The organism is Candidatus Planktophila dulcis, assembly GCF_002288225.1.
Classification (GTDB): Bacteria; Actinomycetota; Actinomycetes; order Nanopelagicales; family Nanopelagicaceae; genus Planktophila; species Planktophila dulcis.
In genome coordinates, this window is sequence record NZ_CP016777.1 from 1,239,994 (window position 1) to 1,260,829 (window position 20,836).

The 20,836-nt window shown below is 47.3% G+C and carries 19 protein-coding genes; 8 read left to right on the forward strand and 11 right to left on the reverse strand.

Annotated features, from left to right (window positions below; all coding sequences use genetic code 11):
- Positions 1 to 2 precede the first annotated feature (2 nt).
- A complete protein-coding gene (locus tag A1sIIA65_RS06445; RefSeq protein WP_095676712.1) occupies positions 3 to 2,342 on the forward strand; it encodes an amino acid permease in 2,340 nt (779 codons plus the stop codon).
- Here the strand turns inward: A1sIIA65_RS06445 and tadA are convergent.
- Complete coding sequence (gene tadA, locus A1sIIA65_RS06450; protein ID WP_420021973.1) at positions 2,331 to 2,786, reverse strand: tRNA adenosine(34) deaminase TadA; 456 nt, start codon at positions 2,784 to 2,786, stop codon at positions 2,331 to 2,333. The genes A1sIIA65_RS06445 and tadA overlap by 12 nt on opposite strands.
- A 1-nt stretch (position 2,787) precedes the next feature.
- Entirely contained in the window at positions 2,788 to 3,309 is a 522-nt protein-coding gene (locus tag A1sIIA65_RS06455) for a tRNA adenosine deaminase-associated protein (RefSeq protein WP_095676714.1), read from the reverse strand.
- Between A1sIIA65_RS06455 and upp the strand changes: the two genes are divergently transcribed.
- Genes upp through A1sIIA65_RS06470 form a run of 3 tightly spaced genes read left to right on the forward strand, consistent with a single transcriptional unit; the run spans position 3,308 to position 5,925 of the window.
- On the forward strand, positions 3,308 to 3,946 hold the full coding sequence (gene upp / locus A1sIIA65_RS06460; RefSeq protein WP_095676715.1) for a uracil phosphoribosyltransferase: 639 nt from the start codon (positions 3,308 to 3,310) through the stop codon (positions 3,944 to 3,946). The genes A1sIIA65_RS06455 and upp overlap by 2 nt on opposite strands.
- Positions 3,947 to 5,323: an NAD-dependent malic enzyme gene (locus tag A1sIIA65_RS06465; RefSeq protein ID WP_095676716.1), complete on the forward strand. Its 1,377-nt coding sequence runs from the start codon at positions 3,947 to 3,949 to the stop codon at positions 5,321 to 5,323.
- Complete coding sequence (locus A1sIIA65_RS06470; RefSeq protein WP_095676717.1) at positions 5,323 to 5,925, forward strand: DedA family protein; 603 nt, start codon at positions 5,323 to 5,325, stop codon at positions 5,923 to 5,925. Before A1sIIA65_RS06465 ends, A1sIIA65_RS06470 begins: the two co-directional genes overlap by 1 nt.
- Here A1sIIA65_RS06470 and A1sIIA65_RS06475 read toward each other — a convergent pair.
- Positions 5,870 to 6,829: a DMT family transporter gene (locus A1sIIA65_RS06475; RefSeq protein ID WP_095676718.1), complete on the reverse strand. Its 960-nt coding sequence runs from the start codon at positions 6,827 to 6,829 to the stop codon at positions 5,870 to 5,872. The genes A1sIIA65_RS06470 and A1sIIA65_RS06475 overlap by 56 nt on opposite strands.
- Positions 6,830 to 6,841: 12 nt before the next feature.
- Positions 6,842 to 8,614 (reverse strand): ABC-F family ATP-binding cassette domain-containing protein, encoded by a 1,773-nt coding sequence (locus A1sIIA65_RS06480; protein WP_095676719.1) that lies wholly within the window; start codon positions 8,612 to 8,614, stop codon positions 6,842 to 6,844.
- Between the two features lie 24 nt (positions 8,615 to 8,638).
- On the opposite strand from A1sIIA65_RS06480, the gene A1sIIA65_RS06485 reads away from it, so the two are divergent.
- Both A1sIIA65_RS06485 and A1sIIA65_RS06490 read left to right on the forward strand, forming a co-directional pair.
- Positions 8,639 to 9,913, forward strand: coding sequence for a kynureninase (locus A1sIIA65_RS06485; protein WP_095676720.1), 1,275 nt, complete (start codon positions 8,639 to 8,641; stop codon positions 9,911 to 9,913).
- Complete coding sequence (locus A1sIIA65_RS06490; protein WP_095676721.1) at positions 9,910 to 10,704, forward strand: tryptophan 2,3-dioxygenase; 795 nt, start codon at positions 9,910 to 9,912, stop codon at positions 10,702 to 10,704. Before A1sIIA65_RS06485 ends, A1sIIA65_RS06490 begins: the two co-directional genes overlap by 4 nt.
- Here the strand turns inward: A1sIIA65_RS06490 and A1sIIA65_RS06495 are convergent.
- Positions 10,701 to 11,273, reverse strand: a complete 573-nt coding sequence (locus A1sIIA65_RS06495; RefSeq protein WP_095676722.1) for a nitroreductase family protein — start codon at positions 11,271 to 11,273, stop codon at positions 10,701 to 10,703. The genes A1sIIA65_RS06490 and A1sIIA65_RS06495 overlap by 4 nt on opposite strands.
- A 43-nt stretch (positions 11,274 to 11,316) precedes the next feature.
- Positions 11,317 to 12,738, reverse strand: a complete 1,422-nt coding sequence (locus A1sIIA65_RS06500; protein WP_095676723.1) for a glycosyltransferase family 28 protein — start codon at positions 12,736 to 12,738, stop codon at positions 11,317 to 11,319.
- 169 nt (positions 12,739 to 12,907) lie between these two features.
- Between A1sIIA65_RS06500 and A1sIIA65_RS06505 the strand changes: the two genes are divergently transcribed.
- A complete protein-coding gene (locus tag A1sIIA65_RS06505) occupies positions 12,908 to 14,314 on the forward strand; it encodes an aspartate aminotransferase family protein (RefSeq protein WP_095676724.1) in 1,407 nt (468 codons plus the stop codon).
- 78 nt (positions 14,315 to 14,392) lie between these two features.
- On the opposite strand, the gene A1sIIA65_RS06510 is transcribed toward A1sIIA65_RS06505, so the two are convergent.
- Entirely contained in the window at positions 14,393 to 16,006 is a 1,614-nt protein-coding gene (locus tag A1sIIA65_RS06510; protein WP_095676725.1) for an alkaline phosphatase PhoX, read from the reverse strand.
- A 171-nt stretch (positions 16,007 to 16,177) separates the two neighbouring features.
- On the opposite strand from A1sIIA65_RS06510, the gene A1sIIA65_RS06515 reads away from it, so the two are divergent.
- The gene (locus A1sIIA65_RS06515; protein ID WP_420021970.1) at positions 16,178 to 16,792 is read left to right on the forward strand and encodes a Rieske (2Fe-2S) protein; all 615 of its coding nucleotides are present in this window, start codon (positions 16,178 to 16,180) and stop codon (positions 16,790 to 16,792) included.
- On the opposite strand, the gene A1sIIA65_RS06520 is transcribed toward A1sIIA65_RS06515, so the two are convergent.
- Genes A1sIIA65_RS06520 through A1sIIA65_RS06535 form a run of 4 tightly spaced genes read right to left on the reverse strand, consistent with a single transcriptional unit; the run spans position 16,789 to position 20,745 of the window.
- On the reverse strand, positions 16,789 to 17,535 hold the full coding sequence (locus tag A1sIIA65_RS06520; protein WP_095676726.1) for an ROK family protein: 747 nt from the start codon (positions 17,533 to 17,535) through the stop codon (positions 16,789 to 16,791). The genes A1sIIA65_RS06515 and A1sIIA65_RS06520 overlap by 4 nt on opposite strands.
- Positions 17,532 to 17,822 (reverse strand): putative quinol monooxygenase, encoded by a 291-nt coding sequence (locus A1sIIA65_RS06525; protein ID WP_095676727.1) that lies wholly within the window; start codon positions 17,820 to 17,822, stop codon positions 17,532 to 17,534. The genes A1sIIA65_RS06520 and A1sIIA65_RS06525 overlap by 4 nt, the downstream gene beginning before the upstream one ends.
- A 17-nt stretch (positions 17,823 to 17,839) precedes the next feature.
- A complete protein-coding gene (locus A1sIIA65_RS06530) occupies positions 17,840 to 20,101 on the reverse strand; it encodes an AAA family ATPase (RefSeq protein ID WP_095676728.1) in 2,262 nt (753 codons plus the stop codon).
- On the reverse strand, positions 20,098 to 20,745 hold the full coding sequence (locus tag A1sIIA65_RS06535) for a hypothetical protein (RefSeq protein ID WP_095676729.1): 648 nt from the start codon (positions 20,743 to 20,745) through the stop codon (positions 20,098 to 20,100). Before A1sIIA65_RS06535 ends, A1sIIA65_RS06530 begins: the two co-directional genes overlap by 4 nt.
- Positions 20,746 to 20,836 lie beyond the last annotated feature (91 nt).

Genomic DNA, 20,836 nt, shown 5'->3' on the forward strand with positions numbered 1-20,836 from the left:
TTGTGGCTAAGTCTTGGACTGATGATGCACCCCAGCCTGTCGCACTTCAGGATCACGCACACGTAAAAGATCCCTTCTCCTACAAGGTCAAGCGATTCTTCTTAGGTGGTGCGCTCAACCGTCACTCACTCGGTCATCAGAGACTGAGTAAGCGTTATGCCCTTGGAATTCTGTCATCCGACTGTATTTCATCATCTGCATACGGTTCTGAACAGATTCTGATTGCACTCTTGCCAGCATTTGGTCTTGCAGCCTTTGCCATCTTGATGCCGATGACCGCAATTGTCTTAGCGATTCTCGTCATCATCACTTTGTCATATCGAAATGTCATCGATGTCTACACCAAGACCGGTGGCGCATATATTGTCTCGCGCGATAACTTCGGTCCAGTAGTTGCACAGATTGCAGCTGTTGCACTGATGCTTGATTACATCGTCACATTAGCTATTCAGTCAGCAGCTGGTGTTGCTGCAATTATTTCAACGTTCCCTTCTCTTGAACCATACAAAATGCCTATGATCTTTGCAGTCATCATCTTGTTGACCTACGGAAATCTGCGTGGAGTAAAAGAAGCTGGAAAGGCTTTTGCTTTCCCTACTTACTTCTTCGTCGGCTGCATGTTCATTGTCTTTGGCATGGGTCTCTATCGCTTAGCAAATGGAACACTTCCTGTGCTCGATACCGATCTACCTGGAGCAATTCCTCTCGGACAAGAACAGGGGCTGCTTACCTTTGCAGCAATCTTTATTCTGCTTCGCGCCTTTGCAAATGGTGGATCATCACTGACTGGTCTTGAAGCAATCTCTGATGGTGTTGCTCTCTTTAAGACACCTGAGCATGTCAACGCCAAGCGCACATTGGTTGTTATGAGTTGCCTTCTTGGAATCCTCGTCCTTGGTGTCTCCTACTTTGCGCATCACATCCACGCGATGCCATATGAGTCGGGTGTTCCAACTGTTATCTCTCAGATTGCAAAAGCAGCAGTAGGAACTGGAACTTTTGGAACAGTCATGTTCATCATGGTTCAGCTTGCAACAATGCTTATTCTCTTCGCTGGTGCAAACACCACATATAGCGCATTCCCATTGCTGGTGAACTTCGTGGCCGCAGATGGATATCTTCCGCGCCAATTAACAAAGCGTGGGCACCGTTTAGCTTTCTCAAATGGAATTCTCTTACTTGCAGGAGGTGGATTACTTCTTGTCATCATCACTGCAGGATCTGTCGAACACCTCGTTGCCTTCTATGCACTCGGTGTCTTTACAGGATTTACCTTGGCTGGATTTGGTATGACTCGATATTACTTGCGGACTAAACCATCACAATGGAGAGTTAAGGTCTTTATCAATGCACTTGCAGGCTCTATCTCACTATTAATCGTCATCATCTTCTCCGTCGTGAAGTTCACTCAAGGTGCTTGGCTAGTTCTTGTTACAGCTCCTATCTTGGTTGCAACACTTTTACGTTTACGTCGCCAATACACTCGCGAACAGGAAGCTCTCTCGGTTAAGAGTTTTGAAGAGCGCGCAACATCGATGGCCCGCCATGATGTCACTATCTTTGTAGATAGCGTTGATATCGCCACAGTCGGTGCTGTTCGTTATGCACGAAGCCTTAAGCCACATAAGGTCAAGGCTGTTCACTTTGTTATCGATGATCGTCGTGCTGAGGCAATTCAAAAGGCGTGGGCAGAATCTGAGGCGCTGGAAGATGTGCAGTTAGATCTGATTGATTGCCCAGATCGCCGCATTGCAAATTCAGCACTTGACTATGCAATTCGTAAGACTGAAAAGCCTGATATTGAATTAACAATTCTGCTTCCTCGTCGTTCTTACTCACGATTCTTAGGTCGCCTGCTACACGATCAAACGGCTGAAGAAATTGCTGCACCAATCTCGCAGTTGCAGCGAGTTGTTGCAACGATTGTTCCTTTTGACGTCAATCGCATTACTTCTCGTGGAGATTTGCATATCCGTCACGAGCAGGAAACGTTAAGAAGTGTGAGCACTCAGGAGAAGATCAAGCCAACACAAGTTGCCCCACAAGTCTTTGCACCCGTTACTCACTACGCAGAAGATGTCACTCCTATCGGAAAAATAGAGTGGCGTAAGCGTTCTAAGGTGCATGGTCGCGTTACCTCCATTGCAACTGCTCCACGTGGTTCTGCGCCGATGCTGCAGGTGGAAGTCTGGGATGAAACTGGCGGAATCACTCTTAACTTCCTAGGCCGTCGTGAGATTGCAGGACTTGAAGTCGGTATGGAGATGCGTGCTGAAGGTATGGTTGGAGAAGAAGAAGGTCAGCTGACTATCTTGAATCCATCATACGAACTACTTGTCTGAGAAGAACTCTTTCAATAGCGCTGCGCACTCATTCTCAAGCACACCTGAAGTCACCTCAACTTTAAAGATAGAACGTGGGTCTCTCAGAACATCCCATACAGATCCCACAGCGCCTGCCTTCTCATCCCATGCGCCAAAGATGAGGTGAGAGATTCGTGATTGAGCGATTGCTCCAGCACACATCGCACATGGCTCAAGAGTGACAATAAGTGTGCAACCATCAAGGCGAGAGTTCTGTAGTCGTGCTGCAGCGTTGCGGATGGCAACTACTTCAGCATGTGCAGTTGGATCGTTATTAGCTTCACGCTCATTTGAGCCTTTACCGATTACCACTCCATCTTTATTGATAACGATGGCACCAACAGGAACATCACCAGTTACAAATGCAGATCGAGCAATAACAAGTGCTTCATTCATAAACTCTTCAGGCGTGCGAGATGAAATCTTAGGACTCCAATAACTCAGTCAGTTGCTCGCTAAATCCTAAGCGATTAGCAATTGCTTCAATCTGTTCATCGGGAAATAAATCTGCATCATCACAGAGAGTTGAAAGTTCCATGCTGTGAAGACCAAGGTCAGAGAAGATGTCGACATCACCTGCTGGAAGTGGTTCATCCTCTTCATCCGGTTGATCAAGATCGGCTAGCTCAAGAAATTCTGCTGCAACTTCATAATCGATTGCACAACTAACATCACTGATAAAGAATTTAACATGTGTACCCAATACGCGAATAGCTAAGAAGAATTCATCATCGATAGTTATGAGAGCAACTGCCCCGCCATTTGTCTGTTGTTTTTTGAGGCGGTCAATAATGTGAGTTAGGTCATCTGGGTCAGGTAGAGATGCGATAGACCAGCGTCCATCTTCATGCCACGCCTCAATCGCGAAGTCCTGGGTTTGCTCTGACACATCTCCCATATTGGCACTCATTGAAGTGGAAAGAAAGCCCTGTAAGGTAGATGACATGAAAGTTCACGTTGCAAATCACCCACTGATCTCTCACAAACTTACTGTTTTACGTGATGAAAGAACGGATTCTCCGACCTTCCGACTTCTCGTCGAAGAGCTCGTGACACTGCTTGCATACGAGGCAACCCGCGAAGTGCGTACCAAGACTGTGAACATCAAGACTCCCGTGACTTCGACAACAGGATTAGTTATGGCTGAACCGCGACCAGTCGTCGTTCCCATCTTGCGTGCAGGACTTGGAATGTTAGAGGGAATGACAAAGTTGCTCCCGACAGCTCAAGTTGGATTCTTAGGAATGGTTCGTAACGAAGAAACACTTAAGGCAACCACATATGCCAATCGACTTCCTGAAAATCTCTCTGGTCGTCAATGCTTTATTCTCGATCCGATGCTCGCAACCGGCGGCACTTTGGTCATGGCCATTAATTACTTGATTGAACGTGGCGCCGATGAGATCACAGCGATCTGTTTGCTTGCAGCTCCTGAAGGAATCAAAGTTCTCGAAGATGAATTTAAGAATGCTGGGATTCCAATTACTCTGGTGACTGGTTCACTCGATGAGAAACTCAATGAAAAGGGTTATATCGTTCCCGGTCTTGGCGATGCAGGCGATCGTCTCTACGGTGTTGTGTAAATGGCATCAACTTCCCCTGGATACGGAATCACAATCCGTGTTGAAGGTTCTCCTGAGCTCCAACCAGTTGCGCTCATAACAACCACCATTACCAATGCAGGGGCGACTATTACCGCCCTCGACGTCGTTGAATCACTCCTTGAGAAGGTAGTCATTGACGTTACATGCGACACCATTGATGCCGATCACGCTCAAGAAATTCATGATGCACTATCAGCTCACAATGGGCTTACTGTTCGTAAAGTCAGCGATCGAACATTCTTACTCCACCTCGGTGGAAAGATTGAGGTAACTTCCAAAGTTCCTCTAAAGACTCGTGATGACCTCTCTCGCGCATACACACCTGGTGTTGCTCGTATTTCACAAGCAATCGTCGATGATCCATCAGATGTTCGCCGCCTGACAATGAAGCGCAATACGGTGGCTGTTGTTACCGATGGTTCAGCAGTACTAGGCCTAGGAAATATCGGCCCTTCGGCCGCCCTTCCTGTCATGGAAGGAAAAGCTGCACTCTTTAAGCGCTTTGCCAATGTTGATGCATGGCCAGTCTGTCTTGATACACAAGATGTCGATGAAATCGTTCGCACGGTCCAACTCATCGCACCTGTCTATGGCGGCATCAACCTTGAAGATATCTCAGCACCGCGCTGCTTTGAAGTAGAACGTCGCCTGCGCGAACTTCTTGATATCCCTGTCTTCCACGATGATCAACATGGAACTGCCATTGTTGTTCTTGCAGCTCTGCGCAATGCGCTCAAGCTAGTGAAGAAAGATATGTCGAAGGTCAGAATCATCATGAGCGGTGCAGGAGCAGCAGGTACTGCTATTGCTCGCCTTCTGGTCTTAAGTGGTGCCACCAACATCATCGCATTTGATAAAGATGGTGTTATCTCAAAAGATTCTCAATCTGAAGATCCCATGCGTGATTGGTTTATTGAGAACTCAAATAAAGCGAACTTCAAAGGAAGCGTCCACGAAGCGTTGGCAGGAGCTGACATCTTTATTGGTGTGAGCGCACCAAATGTTCTCAAAGAAGCAGATATCGCATCTATGGCTGCAGGTTCCATCGTCTTTGCACTTGCCAACCCAGATCCTGAAATCGATCCAGTTATTGCTCGTAAATATGCTGCAGTTGTTGCAACAGGGCGTAGCGATCACCCAAATCAAATTAACAACGTTCTTGCCTTCCCTGGAATCTTCCGCGGACTACTCGATGCAAACGCTCACAAGATCACAGATAAGTTGCTCGTTGCCGCAGCTGAAGCGATTGCAGATTGCGTGAGCCCATCACAGCTCAACACATCATTTATTGTTCCTAGTGTCTTTGATCCCAATGTAGTAATACAGGTTGCTGCAGCAGTAAAGAAGTCGGTGTAATGGAACTCGTTGCATCCTTTGATGAGCAGTTCACCGCTCTTGCTCCCTTTCTTTTCTATGTAATTATCGGTGCCATTGTTTTCATTGAAACTGGACTTCTCTTTGGCTTCTTCCTACCCGGTGATTCAGTCCTCTTTAGCGCTGGTTTAGTAGCTGCAGCTCAAGGCGATATCAATATCGCAATATTGGTACTAATCATCTTGGCTGCTGCATTCTTTGGTGATCAAGTTGGCTTTGTCATCGGCCGCGTTGTCGGTCGTCCTTACCTTGATAAGCACACATCACCTCGCATGCGCAGAATGATTGAGCGCTCTGAACGCTTCTATGAGAAAACTGGATGGTGGGCAGTCGTTGCTGCACGCTTCTTCCCGTGGATTCGCACCTTTGTTCCGCCTATTGCAGGTGCATCAATGATGAATTACTACAAATTCCTATCAGCCAACATAATCGGTGCTGTGCTGTGGGGAGCTGGAATTACCTTGGCTGGTTACTACGCTGCAACACTGCCGTGGGTTAAGACTTCCTCTTATGCAATAGCCGCATTCTTTATTTGTGGGTCAATCGTTTCCGGCCTTGTGAATTATTCACGCCGCCAACGATAACTCCCACATAGGTCATAGCAATTCCTGTCACCAAATACATAGATACCTGCACGCCATATGTTGGTGAGTAGAGATCAATCAAGAGTGAACCCACTAATTGACCGCCCACGCTAAAGAGTGTGAATGTGAGAACGCCAAGATGTTGAACAATTGTTGATGTGAAAGCAATATAGATAACTCCGATGACACCACCTGTGTAAATCCACCAAGGACCTGCTGGAAGTGGAACAAGTTCTTCTGAGTTGATAAGTACCAAGATACTTAAGAAAATCACAAGAAATGTCGTTCCCATAATGAAGTTGAGTAGCGATGTGGTGAAACTTTGATGTGAATACTCATTGATCTGACCATTCATTGCACGCTGCACGCCAACAATCGCACCTGCAACACATCCCATAAAGACTGCAATGAGTGAGAGATTTCGTGCATCGATACGGTCATAGACCGAGATAAAGACTGCAAAGACAGTGAAGAATGCGGCGGCAATACGACGAGGTGTGATGTGTTTCTTTCCGCCACCTGTAAGCCCGATGCGATCGACAACAAGGGAGGCTGCTGTTTGACCCGCAATAGATGCAACAGAGTAGATAGCAACGCCAATAAGAGGCACGATGTGAGTCTGCACAGCAACGAAGCTGCCCCCGAGAGCGCCTGCAAAGAGAGTCCACTTGGGTAGCTCTTTACGCGCCACCGCCCCGCGCAAATTACGAGCACCTTCTTTAATGGAAGGCGTGAAGAGGGCGATGATTGAAATGATTATCAAACCTGACCCAAATGAAACCAGCGCTGCTTCAACGCCATTTCCAATCAGATGTGAAAGTTCGCCATTAGCGCGCGCCTGAAGAGCAATCATGACTCCAGAGATTGCTGCCAGAAAATCTAGGCGCTGATTCTTGGTGGACATAGGTAAATCCTATTAACTTTCCAGCGCCAGAGTGATCTCTAGCCATTCTTCTTCGCGAGTAAGTAATTCACTCTGCACCTTCTCAATTTCACCAGCAATTGCAATCAAACGTTCTGGATTGAAGCCTTCGTTCTCTTGCTCCTTCAGCAGTTCTGCAAGACGCTCCTTACCCTTTGCTACCTGTCGCTCAACGCGCGTTAGATCCTTCTTCAATTGACGTTTTTCTGCAGCACTAGATGTGGATGAGAACTTTCCACCAGATGCAGCTGCAGATGCAATTGATGCAACGCGCTGTTCAAGATATTGATCCACACCGCGCGGCAAATCACGAAGATGTTTATCGCCCAGTAACCCCCAAAATCGATCGCAGACGCGCTCTAGGAAATATCTATCGTGAGAAATCACAATCAAGGTGCCACCATAGCTGTCGAGTAAATCTTCTAACTCTGTAAGAGTCTCAATATCAAAATCATTGGTGGGCTCATCAAGGAGCAATACGTTCGGTGAATCCATCAGTAATCGTGTGAGCTGCAGACGGCGACGTTCTCCACCTGATAAATCTCCCACCGGTGTCCACTGCGCATCACGATCAAAGCCAAGGCGTTCACAGAGTTGAGATGCTGAAAGTGTTTTTCCTTTACCAATCTCCACATGTGTTGCAATATTTTCTACCGCTTCAAGTAAGCGCCATGTGGGGTCAAGTTCATCAAGGTGCTGTGTCAGAAAGGCAATCTTGACGGTAATTCCTGTAACAAGCTTGCCTGCTGCTGGTTGCAACTGACCTGCCAAAGTGCGCATCAGAGTTGTCTTTCCAGCACCGTTAATGCCCACAATGCCAATGCGATCTCCTGGACCTATGTTCCATGTCAGGTTATCAATCAGCTCTTTATCGCCAGCTTTGATCAGCGCATGATGAAGTTCAAAGACAGTATTACCAAGTCGGTTGAGAGCAAACTTTAAGAGCTCTGTTGAATCACGTGGTGCTGGCTCTGCTGAAATCAATTCATTGGCTGCATCAACACGAAACTTAGGTTTTGTTGTTCGCGCAGGTGCTCCGCGGCGCAGCCACGCAAGCTCTTTGCGAATCAAGTTATTACGACGAGCATCCATTGCATTGGATTGGCGAGCTCGCTCTGCCTTAGCTAAAACAAATGCTGAATACCCGCCGTCATACTCTTCTACCTTGCCAAGGACTACTTCCCACGTACGCTCGGTTACTTCATCGAGGAACCAGCGATCGTGCGTCACAACTAGTACTGCTAAATCTCTTCGGTTCTTTAAGTGGGATGCAAGCCAGGCAACGCCTTCAACATCGAGGTGGTTTGTTGGTTCATCCAGCAGAATCAAATCAAGATCGTCAATGAGTAATTTAGCTAATCCAACACGGCGCTTTTCTCCACCAGAAAGAGATGCAAATGTGCGATCAAAGATATGGTCATCAAAGCTTCCAAAGAGGCCGGTAAAGATTTCACGGATACGAGGATCACTTGCCCATTCATGTTTCTCGCGATGGGCGATAACTACATCGCCCACAGTTGCATGAGGGGCAGCACTATCTATTTGAGAGAGAATGCCAATCTTTGAAGCATTCGACTTTGTTACTCGACCTGCATCAGGCTCTTCTACGCCTGCAATAATTTTCATGAGCGTGGATTTACCAGCTCCATTGCGTCCAACAATTCCGATGCGATCGCCTTCTGAAACACCGAGTGATACTCGCTCCAGAAGTGGGCGGATATCAAAGGCTTTAGAGACCTCTTCGATATTCACTACATTGCGCGCCACGGTAGGAGAGCGTACCTTTGAACTATGAAGGTCACTGACCGCGCATATGCGTTAGAGCTCGATAAGAATGACCCTCTTGCTCCCTATCGCAGCAAATTTGTTATTACCGACCCCAATCTCTGTTATCTCGATGGGAATTCACTCGGTCGCCTGCCCCATGCAACTGTGAAAGCTGTCAGCGACTTCGTCTCCCACGAATGGGGCAATGAAGTTGTAACAGGGTGGAGCCACTGGATTGATGAGGCACAAGTTGCAGGAGATCTCTTAGGTCGGGCAGCTCTCGGTGCAGCAGCCGGTCAAGTACTTGTCTGTGACACAACATCGGTCAACTTCTATCAACTCTGTCTTGCAGCAATTAAGGCACGCCCTGGGCGAAAGACAGTTATCACCGACGCTGCAAACTTTCCCACCGATCGATACATCCTTGCTGGTATTGCAGAGCAACTTGGCCTCAACCTTGTCATTATTGATAATGAAGACCCAGTAGTTGCTGAGAATGAATTAATCACAGCAGAACTTCTTGAGAAATATATGTCTGAAGATGTTGCCCTCGTAACTCTTGAGGTAATTCAATATCGATCAGGTGCTCGTTCAGATATTGAATCCATTACAGATCTAGCACGCTCCTACGGTGCATTTGTTCTTTGGGATGCAAGCCATGCAACAGGTGCCATTGAGATGAACTTTGACGAGCACGGCGTAGACCTCGCAATTGGTTGCACCTATAAATATGGAAATTCAGGTCCAGGTTCACCTGCCTGGCTCTATGTGAGTAAGCGCGTGCAGAAGGAGCTTCAGGTTCCTATCCAAGGATGGTTCGGGAATGAAGATCAATTTGGAATGGGTCCTGAATTTGAGAAGGCGAAAGGCATACGAGGATTTCAGATTGCTAGCCCATCGATTATTGGAATTCGCGGTGTGCAGATCGCTTTTGAGATGATTGCTGAAGCAGGAATAGATGTCATTGCATCAAAGGCAGCAATTGGAACACAGATGATGATCGATCTCTATGACGAGTGGCTTGAACCCCTTGGTTACACGCTTCTAACATCACGTAATCCCAAAGAGCGTGGTGGGCATATCTCTATCGGCCATCCAGATGCTGCAAAAATCTGCGTTGCACTTCGTAAATTTGCCAACGTCATTCCAGATTTCCGCACACCGAGTGCTATCCGCTTAGCTATATCTCCCCTTCCAACTTCATATGTTGAAGTCTGGGATGGTTTCCAGCGCATCCGCGATCTCACTGAGAGCCGTCAATACGAAGAGATCCAAGGATCGGATTCACGAGTCACATGAGCGATAACTATGAATCAGCACTGACATACACTTCTTATTTAGCAGTTGATGATCTACTCAAACTTCAGAAGCCTCTCTCTGATGGACCTGAGCATGATGAGATGCTCTTTATCATCATCCACCAAACATATGAACTCTGGTTTAAGCAACTCATCCATGAATTCCAACAGGCGCAGCGCGCACTTGAATCTGGCGATACGCACTACGCCCTCTCTATTCTCGGACGTATTCGCACCATCATGAAGGTCTGTGTTGCTCAAGTTGATATCTTGGAGACGATGACGCCACTGCAATTCAATGCCTTCCGCGGTTATCTCTCATCTTCTAGCGGTTTTCAATCAGCACAATTTAGAAAGGTGGAGGCAATTCTTGGCCGCCGCGATAGTCGCATGGCTGGCCACCTACCTCCTGATATCCAGGCAGAGATTAAAGAGATTACTTCTGGTAATTCAATTTGGGATTCTTTCTTGGATTACCTCACTAAACGTGGGTATTCACTACCTGCCGATGTTGTGGGGCGCAACAAGGAAGTTGCTTACGAATCTAATGCAGCTGTGCAAGATGTTCTACTGACAGTGCATCAAACAGATCCCGAGAGTGCGATGGTCTCTGAGCGCCTTGTTGATATCGATGAAGGTATTCAAGAGTGGCGCTATCGCCATGTGAAGATGGTTGAGCGCACGATTGGCCACAAGATGGGAACTGGTGGATCAAGCGGAGTGGAATACCTTGCAAGCACGCTCTTTAACCCAGTCTTTAAAGACTTATGGGAGATTCGCTCTCGCTTCTAAGCAGGCAGCCCTTTAATCACTAGCTCTGATAGAGCAAGACGTTCGCGCTTTGCAGTTTCTCTTTCAAGAAGTGGTCCTGCAAGTTTTTCAGGTGCATCCTGTGTTCCGACTGCAATCACAACAACAGGAATGAGTTCTGGGGCAATGGAGAGCACTTCTTGTGCCACTGCCTTATCAAATCCAGTCATCTGGTGGGCAATTAATCCGCGGTGGTGGGCTTCAATAACAAGCTGAGCAACTGCCAGACCGCAGTCATATTGGTAATCAGCATGGATAGAACCATCGCCGCGAACTGTCTTTCCTGCCACCAAAATCAGAGATGAAGAGTTCTTAGCCCATGACTTATTGAAATCACCGAGTGAAGAGAGAATCTGAGAGAAGACTTCATCGCCACGCTTTCCCACAAAGAAGCGCCATGGCTGTCCATTAAATGCAGAAGCTGCCCAACGTGCTGCTTCGAGGATCGCTGTGAGATCTTCGTTGTTGATTGACGCAGTTTCGTTAAATGAACGAGGGCTGCGACGGGTTGCGATGATTTCGTGAACGGGAACTGAAGTCTCTGCTTTCATAACGCGTACTTTATTGCCTGCTTAGGTTCACCGCACTTTGAAATTACTGCTTCTTCGTATTGATCACTTCAATCTTTTCGCCATAGGCAGCTTCTGCAATCTCTTTGCGGCGCTTAATATAGGCATCAGATGCACCAGTGATGAGATGTTCAAAACGTTGTTCACCTTTAATGAGTGGGTGTAGCTCTGTGGCCGTGTTCTGAGATCCCCATATTGGAGGTTCTTGACGAGTCACCTGCACAACAATATGTGGGTTGATAAAGCGATAGAGGAGTGCAAGGCGACGAAGTCCCATATATGCAACGTGGCGCATGCCACGATTGATGTGTTCTTGAATGCGCAACTGGTTATAACGTAACCATGAGGGACGAATAGGTTCTTCTCTCACAGCTAATTCATACAAAATCTTTGCAATCTCTGCCCCACCTGTTGGATCAGGTAGCTCTGCACATTTCTTACTCAATCGTGCACGCACATCAGCATCTTGTAACTTCTTAACCGTTGCAGTGACATCACCAAGGTCTGCTTGGTTAGCGCGCAAGGCAAATCCCATGTCATGGCACCACTGCGCGCGCGCTTCTTGATCATCTGTTCCTCGAATATTGGAGACAAAGACTGTGGGAACCTGAGCTGGCAAGAGCTCGTGGACTCCGTTGTAACCAGTTGCGCAGACGCTGGCATCGAAGGCGTGAAGCACTCGAGCAAGTGGGAAGTGGCGCACGACGCGGATATCAAGGCCAGCAGGTGCAAGAGACTTTCCATCTTTATCCAGTGGTTGCTTGGTGAGGATGACTTGCAGATCTTTCCATCCGAGCAAGCCTGAGAGAGCTGCAGTCATCTTCTCATTCACATCGCTATCGCCAGTTCCGAGTTGAACAAGAACTGCTGGGCGGTTGAGATCAAGGCCTAGAACTTTGCGAGCCTCATCGCGCGATAGCGCAGTATCTTTTTGAAAGAGTGAGACAGAAGATGTAAGCCGCGCATCTTTACGTTCTGCAGTTGGCCCAAAGTCATATGCACGAGCAAAGTCGCCTGGCTCGACGATGTAATCCATCATCTGTGATTGCAAACCTAAAACAAAACGTTGTGGCTTCTTCTGCCATAAACCGCGTCGTACCCAGACTAATGCCAACTTTGGATGTGAAACTTTTGCAGCGATAACTCCTGGATAAGGAACAACACCATCGAATGACATGACGCGAGCGCCCGTCTCATCAACGAGAGCAAGTAAACGATCTCGTAAGTATTCATCCCATTTTTCACGAGACATCCACATGCGATCACGACCTGGGATGTATTCACAACGAATTCCCATAAATTCTGGAATCTCTGCAATACCGCCCGCCATCGAAACAATAATGGGATTTGCATATTCTTTAAGAGCCAACGCAATTGCACTTGCACGTGCAAGGTGTCCCATTCCCACGCCATTGCTGGTCGCAAGAATAATTGTTGGTTTTTCCATAAGGCTCAAAGGTTATCAACCCTTTACGCGTAAGCCACGCGGGAAAATCCCTATTAGTTGCAAACTTTTTTGCCTTCAGAGATACTTATCTCGCGTTAATTCGCAACCTTAAAGGAGAGTACTTCTCAAACAGTTTCTAAATCAGAAACATTTGCCGTACAGCTTTACAATGACTACACAAGCAGCGATTAGATCGCAACACAGTGCAACACATCGTTATGTACCAACAACATCAACACCAATATCACCCGAAAAGGTTGCCGCAGTCCTAGCAGCCGAATGGGACCTCTTCACCAAGAGCACCCATGGCTCTGCAGCTGAGAGCAAGCGAGCATTTAACTCACTGCCTCTAGGTGTCACATCTAGCTTCCAGCACTGGGATCCATACCCAATCTCCATCGTCTCCGCCAAGGGCGCATATATGACCGATGTCGATGGGCGTCAGCTCCTTGACCTGTCTATGGGCTTTGGCGCAATGCTCGCTGGCCACCTCAACCCAATTGTGGTGGAAGAAGTGCAGTCAGCGCTCACCCAGGGAATGCTCTTTGTCACCCCTTCACCTACCTCTACCGATGCTGCAGAGAGAATCTGTAAGCGCTTTGGTATCGATCAGGTTCGATTCACCAACTCAGGCACTGAATCAACGATGTATGCAGTTCGCGTTGCTCGCTCTGCCACCGGGAGAATGGGAATTCTCAAAGTTGAAGGCGGATATCACGGCAGCTATGACCCATTCGTTGTCTCTGCAAAACCTCCACTGAATAAGGCAGGCAAGGCAGGCAAGCCAACTCCTTACATCGAACCTAACTTGGTTCCAGGAGATATCTACGTTGTTCCATTTAACAACATCCCTGCTTTAGAGAAAATGTTTAGGAAGAATGCAAAGAAGATTGCGTGCTTTATCGTTGAACCAGTTCTTGAAAACCTTGCAATCATTCTTCCTGATTCTGGTTACCTTGAACGTGTTCGCGAACTTTGCGATCAATACGATGTTGTCCTTATCTTTGATGAGGTAAAAACAGGACTAACAGCAGGAGCACACGGTGCATCTGCTCGTTTAGGTGTGAAGCCAGACCTTATTACCCTTGCTAAATCAATCGGTGGTGGACTTCCACTTGCTGCCTTCGGCGGTAAGAAGAAGTACATGGACTTCGTTACCAACGGCAAGATGGCTCACTTCGGTACCTTTAACGGTAATCCCCTTGCAATGGCAGGTGTTCGAGCAATCGATCGCATCTGTTCAGATGAAGTTCTCGAAATTGCAGAGGATTTCAACCTTCAGGCACTTACTCGCATCGGTGAAATCATTGATGAGTACCAGCTTCCGGCACATACAGTCGGCTTCGGTATCAAGGGCTGCGTTACTTGGTCAACAACACCAGTGCGCAACTACCGCGATTACAAGGCAACTGACTTTGGTGTTGCTGAAGCACACTGGCTCTTTGCCCTTAACCGCGGCATCATCACTCCTCCAGGACTTGATGAGCAATGGTTAATCTCTGTATCTCACGGCCAAACAGAGATTGATATGTTGGTTGAAGATTTCCGTGAATTCGCTAAGGCAATACGCGCTTAAATTTAAGAATAGAAAAGGCCCCGCACTCTCCCTCAAAGAGTACGGGGCCTTTTCTATTTATTTAGTTGTGTCCCGGAGTTAAGAACCGAAAACAGTCTTCCAATCAGAGATTGTCAGGCTGTAGTAAGCGCCACCTTCAAGAGTCTTCTGGTTGAACTTCAAGATTCCAGAAGATGACTTTGTGGTCAGATCTGGACGCGCTGTATATGCGCCAGTTGTGTGTACCTGAGCGTTGAAGTAGAAGTACTTCTTTGTATCGCCAGGCCTTGCCACTATTGATGTGACATCGATGATTCCTGATGATTCCTCATCAGTTGTCATGAACTTTGAGCCATCCGCAGAGAAGTGATCTGGGTTGAACTGTGCAACTGTTGCAAGCTTTGAATCCTTAATGCGGAAAGCAACGATTCGTGCAACCAGTGCGTTTTTGCCTGGATCTTCTTGGATCAAGACAACGCCATCAGATGTAACAGCCAGGTTATCTGGCTTGCTCAAGAATGGAGCTTCTGTTCCATCAAGAAGGAGTTCAAGCTTTGCGCCAAGTTCAGGCTTTTGACCATCAACAAATGTCAGTCTCCATAGTCCGCCACCATCGCGTGAAACGCTTGGTGTTGCTGGGTTTGGAGTTGTTGCGCCTGGATCCTTGTTGGATTCAGTAGTCAAGAAGTAGAAGACGTTTGGATTTGATGGATCCCATTCGCCATCTTCAACGCGAGACATTTCTGTTCCCTTTGCAGCATGATCTACCTGCTGAGTCTTCATATCGCCATCCCAGATTGTCTTTGCGAATGTCACATCGACAGCCTTGTTCTTGCCATATGCGGCGCGGAATGCGTTGTCATTTGCGATATTTGGAATGCTCATAACGTGAAGGTCACCGTTTGTGAGGCCTGCCTTATCAGCAAATGTTCCTGACGCTGTCTTTGTTCCGACATACATGAAGAGCTGAGAATCTGTTGCATCTCCATCTTCGTTACCCATGACAACAGTGTTCTTGCCTGGCTTGAGGTTAGGCATCAAGTTCTCCCATGATGCAAGTCCCATACGTGGAAGGTTGATTCCCTTTCCATCCATGTCGAATGCGAATCCGCGACCGTAACCGCTATCGCCATCTTCTTCACCTGAAAGGAATACTGCTCCTTCATAACCAAGTGTTGTTGATCCATCCTTGAATGAAAGTGCTCCTGCTTGTACGAGAGTTGCTGAACAGAAACGGCTGATGAAGCTATCCATGCCAACTGTTTGTGTCTTTGGCGCAGCTCCAACTGGAGATTCTTGGTATTGACCTGTGTTGTAGTTGTAGAAGCTCCATGATGTAACCATGTCTGAAGCCCTGAGAACACGATCGCCTGCCTTGTTCAATGTGAACTTAGTAATTGATGTTCCCTGGATTGCCTTGCCCTTATCTGCAGCCTTAGCCAATGTTCCGATTGCTCCATATGAAGGAACTTCGTGAACTGAAAGAAGTGTGATTGTTCCATCTGCATTGCGCATTGCGCCCATTCCATCTGGAATACCTTGAATGGTAAAGCCAGAGAATGTATCTCCTGCGTAAGCAAGTGGCTTAATCTCTGCTGCATCTGTTGAAGAAGTGATGTATTCAGGCTTTGTAAGCACTGAGTTTGCTACAGCTGTTCCCGCAAGCAATGTTGCTATCGAGAGCACCGCAGCTACTTTGTAGCGAAGCTTCATATTGATCCATTTCCCTTGAGTCCGAATTGAGCCGGGTTCGGCTCGACCATGTGGCGAAAGTTTGGCTTGCCCGGAAATCTGAAGAGAAAATGCAGGGTGAAATTGAAGCAAAGACTTACCTCAACCTTTTCTCAGCAAATTCACTACCCGTTCACCTTTCTCATTTACGATATGAAAGTGAATGCAATTTCGCGAAGAATCCTGGGTTTCGGATTCATATCCGCCCTAGCCACAATCGCCTTTCCAGCGCTGGCTGCGACAACACCACCAATAAAGTGCCGAGTTCTTGGGCAAACCACTACCTACAAGGGCAAGCTCTATACCTGCATCAAGGCAAAGAGCAAAGGTAAGACTGTCCTGGCTTGGGATTCTGGGAAGGTTATTCCTGTTACAAAACCTTCTCCATCTGCATCAGCCACAGCATCCCCAGCACCTTCTGCGACACCAACTCAATCGGCCGCAGCTGTTGTTAATAAGATTGATATTCCTATTGCCAAATCTTCAGAAGTTCCAGCAAATTCAACAAAGTCATTTACCGCTAAGAATCGTTATGGGTATAGCACTACCTATTTCATCGCTCGAGGCTCAGATGGACTCATTGGGATGAATGCCACCTGCACACATAATGGGTGCACTGTGAAACAAGAGAGTGAAGGTCTGCTCTGTCCTTGCCATAGCGCGCTCTTTGATCCTAAGAATGGTGCGCTACTGCGGGGACCTGCCTCATATCCACTTGAGCGTGTACCAGTGCGTGAAGCAGATGGCACAATCTATATAACTGATTAAAGCTGCCAGGCACGCACTCCGCCAGCAACTCCAGCAGAGTTCGGAACAATCACAACGTCATCGCCCATCAAATTAAGGTCACGTTGTTGAATGCTGTGTGAATTACCGCCACCGATATAGAGGCGATCCCAGAGGAATACTGGGCGAAGTTCAGAGACCATCAAGCGCACGCGGCGTGACCAGAATGTATTTCCCATTCGGTGGCGTTCGCGATCGCCAATCCAGGTGTCATATGTTGTATTGCGGCGGGTTGTTGCATGTGAAAGTTCAAAGTGCGGAGAAAGCTTTCCGCCGTGGAAGACTGAGAAACCAAGACCAGTTCCAAGAGTCAGAACGATTTCAAGTCCTGAACCAGTAACTACGCCTGCACCATGTACTTCTGCATCATTTAAAACTTTAGCTGGCATGCCCAAACGTTCAGCAACTGCGGCTTCTGCATCAAAGCCCCACCACTGATCCTTTAGTTCTTGGTTCATACGTGTATGCGGACCGGCATCATTGATGTAGTGAGGGGTTGCAACTACAACACCATTACGAATCATCCCTGGCAGACCAACAGTGACGCGCGCTGCCTTAGGAAGAGACTTTGCGATTGACTCAACGGTGTCGAGGAAGCGTTCAGGTGAAAGTGGGTATGGGGTCTGCACACGCGTTGGAGCTGCGTGCATAGTTCCCGATTCATCAAGAACACAGCTCTTAATAAAGAGACCACCGCAGTCGATGGAGAGAGTGAATTGGCTCATGAGAGTGGATCCATAACGGTAATCATTTCACCAAAAACTAGATCTTTAGCCACGCTCTGCCATTCCTTACTGTTCTGATTAACCATATGCGAATCCCATGATGGGCGATCACTCCAGATTTCCCAGACATTTACAACGTTCTCTTTTTGAGTATCGCGATAAATATCGATGAATTCACACCCAGATTCGGTGCGAATCACAGAGATGTGCTTGGTAAGACCTTCAACAAACTCTTCATATTTTCCTGGGCGCACATCAATAGCCACAAAGAGGAAGATTTTGCTCACTGGATAACGATACCTGCTTATCCAATGACTGGTAAATGCACGTCAGGAATTCTATGTTCGCGATGAGCGACAACTGATGCGCTGTGATATTTCTCAATCTCACCCAAGAAATTGGCATCGAGGTATGGACGGCCATCAACCATTGAGCCCTTCACCCCTTCGATGACTGCTGCCACATCTTCTCCCGACATTGTTTTATATGTCTCGAGAGCATGCGCTAGCGCCAATACTTGATTGCGATTTTCAAGCAATATCTCTTCAGCTTGAGTCAACAATGAACTTAAGTTCTCTTCGATGCGATCGCTCAAAGCCATTCTCATCTGCTTCTCAGTGTCTTCTTTTCCTTTTCCACCACCAGGAGAACCCATCTCAAAGCGACGGTTACTCACGTGTGATGAAATGGTTGAGCCCATTCCCCAATGTCCTTCCATCAAGGATGCAATAGTGGTCGCACTCTCGAGGTCTCCTGAAACACCGGATGAGTTATCTCCATCAAAGAACATTCGCTCACCGGCCAATGATGCGAGTGAAACCAAAATATCTGACTTATATTCACTCTTCCAGCGAGTGAACTGATCATCGGGCGGAATACTTGCCACCATTCCTAAGTAATCAGAACCCTTTTCAATCGTTGCTAAATCAATAGACATATGTTGGCGCGTGCGATGGGCCATGACAGCGTGACATGCTTCATGAACAGCAATTGCATGTCGCTCGCGCTCGATGTATTCAACATCTTCCGATGGGCCAAGCTCTTTCTGTTGCTTGGCCTTAACAATGTCTGACCATTCAATAGATGTTCGGCCATTACGAATAGCCATAATCAACGCTTCGTTGATTGTGTCTTTAATCGTCGCACCAGTTGCATAAGGAGTAATCGTTGCAATCTTGTCGATCTCATCCGCCGTCAGTGAGTGTGAAACCTTTGAAAGATATCCCTCATATGTGCGCACGCGTCCAGCTTTACTTGGATATCCAACGCGATACATACGATCAATACGTCCAGGACGTAAGAGCGCTTCATCAAGTGCTTCAGGCATATTGGTTGCCATTACAACAAGGATTCGATACTTCGGTGGATTCTTTGGGCGCATGCCAAGTGTTCTGCGCACCACTCTGTTAAAGAAACCACGTGGCTTCTTAAGGCCAGAAAGTTCGGTCAAGAGCGCTTGCAGCGTTCCCATTCCACCGCCTCCACCACCTGCAGCTCCACCCATAACAAACTTCTCACGTGCAATCGCAGAGGTTGCAGATTCGGAGAGATACGTGCCTCCGTGGCAATTGCTCTTAAATATTGAGGTTGCATCCATAGTGGAATTTCTCTGTGGGCCACCGGCCGAGACAATTCCACGATTGCCTAGTGAATCTGCCTCATCGAAGAAGACAACAACTCCACCGTAGCGAAGAGCTAACTTACGAAGTTTGCGAAAGAGGCTCTTAACCTTGAGCACGCCAACACCAAAGAACATATTGGTAAAGGCACCTGGATCTACGAATACGAATGGTTTACCTGTTTCTCCCGCCATTGATTCAGCCATCAGCGTCTTACCTGTTCCAGGAGGGCCCCACAAGAGAATTCCGCCTGGGACATATCCACCATGCTTTTCAATCTCCTCCGGTGTTTCAAGGAAGAGAAGATTTTCACGGATGCGGTTGAGAACATGATCTTGTCCCCAGACATCGCTAAATCGAGTTCTGATGTCATCAGGGAAGTAAGTATCAACACCACCGCGGCTTAGGAACCAGAAGATTGCACCGAATTGAATGATGACAAAGAAGACAGCAAAGAGAAGTTGTCCTAGAAATGGAAGTGCGGTGATGAATGCTTTAGGGGCTAAGAAGAGCGCTTTGATTGGTGGTTCGTCATAAATAGCACCGAGGATGACGGCAAGAAGGAAGATAACAAGTGACCATTTGAGAACGCGCGAGAGGCGAAAACGAGTCCAGTCACTGAGTCTATGAACTTGACGATCGATAAATGCAAAATACTTTGTCCAAATGCCGTGATAGGGCGCAAGAAGCTCGGCGATAAGGAAGTGAATCTGGCGAATGACTTCAATGACAGCGAGAACTAGGAGCCAAGATTTAGAGCGCGCAGTCTCTCTCAGCGCATCTTCAACGCTAAGAATGGGGTTTTCCGCAAGGCTTGACCAAGTTAGAACTAGGAAGGTGATACCAAAGAGGAGTAAGAATTTAATGCGGTCGTAAAATGAGAGATGGATGCGAGTCTTTCTGTCAGTATCGCGTGGACGACTCGTTACTTTTTCAATCTGACTCATTTTGCTCCCTGTACTGTGTATGACTTCACGATCTCTTCAATGACTTTCTTATTCTTTGTGTAGCAAGTAGTCGCGCATCGAACCATGAAGATATATAGAGTCGAACGATCATTAGACATTAATGAGGTCTGGTTTAGTGTCTGTTCTACTCCATCGATGGAGAAGCTATAGATGGTTTGAATGCCACGGGCACCTTTTTCCACTACTTCCCCATCTTCAAGAATCTTAAAATCAGGAACTCCCAAATCAACTCCCTCAGCTAATTGCGTGATGGGGGTAATGACATCGCGAAGAGAGTTGTAGGAAAAATCATTTGCTTCAGGACCGGTCAAGTCTCGAACTCTGACAAAAACAAGCGGTGATGTTGGTGGCTTTAAGGTAAATACTTGTGAGACTTTTACCTTCGGATCAGTTGAGTATGCGACCTGCCATCTGACTAGAGATTGTCGTGAATCGGTTTCATCATCTGATGAACTCTTTTCATACTTATTGAGTGCAGCAGTGCTGAGTCCAGTCCAGTTCTTTGGGACCGAGAAGAAAACTCCATCTGCCTTTGAGGCTGGGTACAACTTGGAACTTTCACCGCAGCCTGTTAGTAGAAGGGTTAAGGTCAAAGACAGACCAAGGGCGCGCACGCTTCTCATTCCGAGATTCTGCCTGAGAAAACAGGAGTCCGCTAGATGAAATCAGGCTGCTACCGGCAGGTGCACGCCCGCTTTTTTCCTCTGGTGAGCG

Excerpts from the sequence above, each read along its gene's own strand:
- A1sIIA65_RS06530 (WP_095676728.1), bottom strand. The coding sequence starts at position 20,101 with ATGAGTCAGATTGAAAAAGTAACGAGTCGTCCACGCGATACTGACAGA.
- A1sIIA65_RS06465 (WP_095676716.1), top strand. The coding sequence starts at position 3,947 with ATGGCATCAACTTCCCCTGGATACGGAATCACAATCCGTGTTGAAGGT.
- upp (WP_095676715.1), top strand. The coding sequence starts at position 3,308 with ATGAAAGTTCACGTTGCAAATCACCCACTGATCTCTCACAAACTTACT.
- A1sIIA65_RS06470 (WP_095676717.1), top strand. The coding sequence starts at position 5,323 with ATGGAACTCGTTGCATCCTTTGATGAGCAGTTCACCGCTCTTGCTCCC.
- A1sIIA65_RS06455 (WP_095676714.1), bottom strand. The coding sequence starts at position 3,309 with ATGTCATCTACCTTACAGGGCTTTCTTTCCACTTCAATGAGTGCCAAT.
- A1sIIA65_RS06515 (WP_420021970.1), top strand. The coding sequence starts at position 16,178 with ATGAAAGTGAATGCAATTTCGCGAAGAATCCTGGGTTTCGGATTCATA.
- A1sIIA65_RS06510 (WP_095676725.1), bottom strand. The coding sequence starts at position 16,006 with ATGAAGCTTCGCTACAAAGTAGCTGCGGTGCTCTCGATAGCAACATTG.
- A1sIIA65_RS06490 (WP_095676721.1), top strand. The coding sequence starts at position 9,910 with ATGAGCGATAACTATGAATCAGCACTGACATACACTTCTTATTTAGCA.
- A1sIIA65_RS06500 (WP_095676723.1), bottom strand. The coding sequence starts at position 12,738 with ATGGAAAAACCAACAATTATTCTTGCGACCAGCAATGGCGTGGGAATG.
- A1sIIA65_RS06485 (WP_095676720.1), top strand. The coding sequence starts at position 8,639 with ATGAAGGTCACTGACCGCGCATATGCGTTAGAGCTCGATAAGAATGAC.
- A1sIIA65_RS06495 (WP_095676722.1), bottom strand. The coding sequence starts at position 11,273 with ATGAAAGCAGAGACTTCAGTTCCCGTTCACGAAATCATCGCAACCCGT.
- A1sIIA65_RS06520 (WP_095676726.1), bottom strand. The coding sequence starts at position 17,535 with ATGAGCCAATTCACTCTCTCCATCGACTGCGGTGGTCTCTTTATTAAG.
- A1sIIA65_RS06475 (WP_095676718.1), bottom strand. The coding sequence starts at position 6,829 with ATGTCCACCAAGAATCAGCGCCTAGATTTTCTGGCAGCAATCTCTGGA.
- A1sIIA65_RS06535 (WP_095676729.1), bottom strand. The coding sequence starts at position 20,745 with ATGAGAAGCGTGCGCGCCCTTGGTCTGTCTTTGACCTTAACCCTTCTA.
- A1sIIA65_RS06505 (WP_095676724.1), top strand. The coding sequence starts at position 12,908 with ATGACTACACAAGCAGCGATTAGATCGCAACACAGTGCAACACATCGT.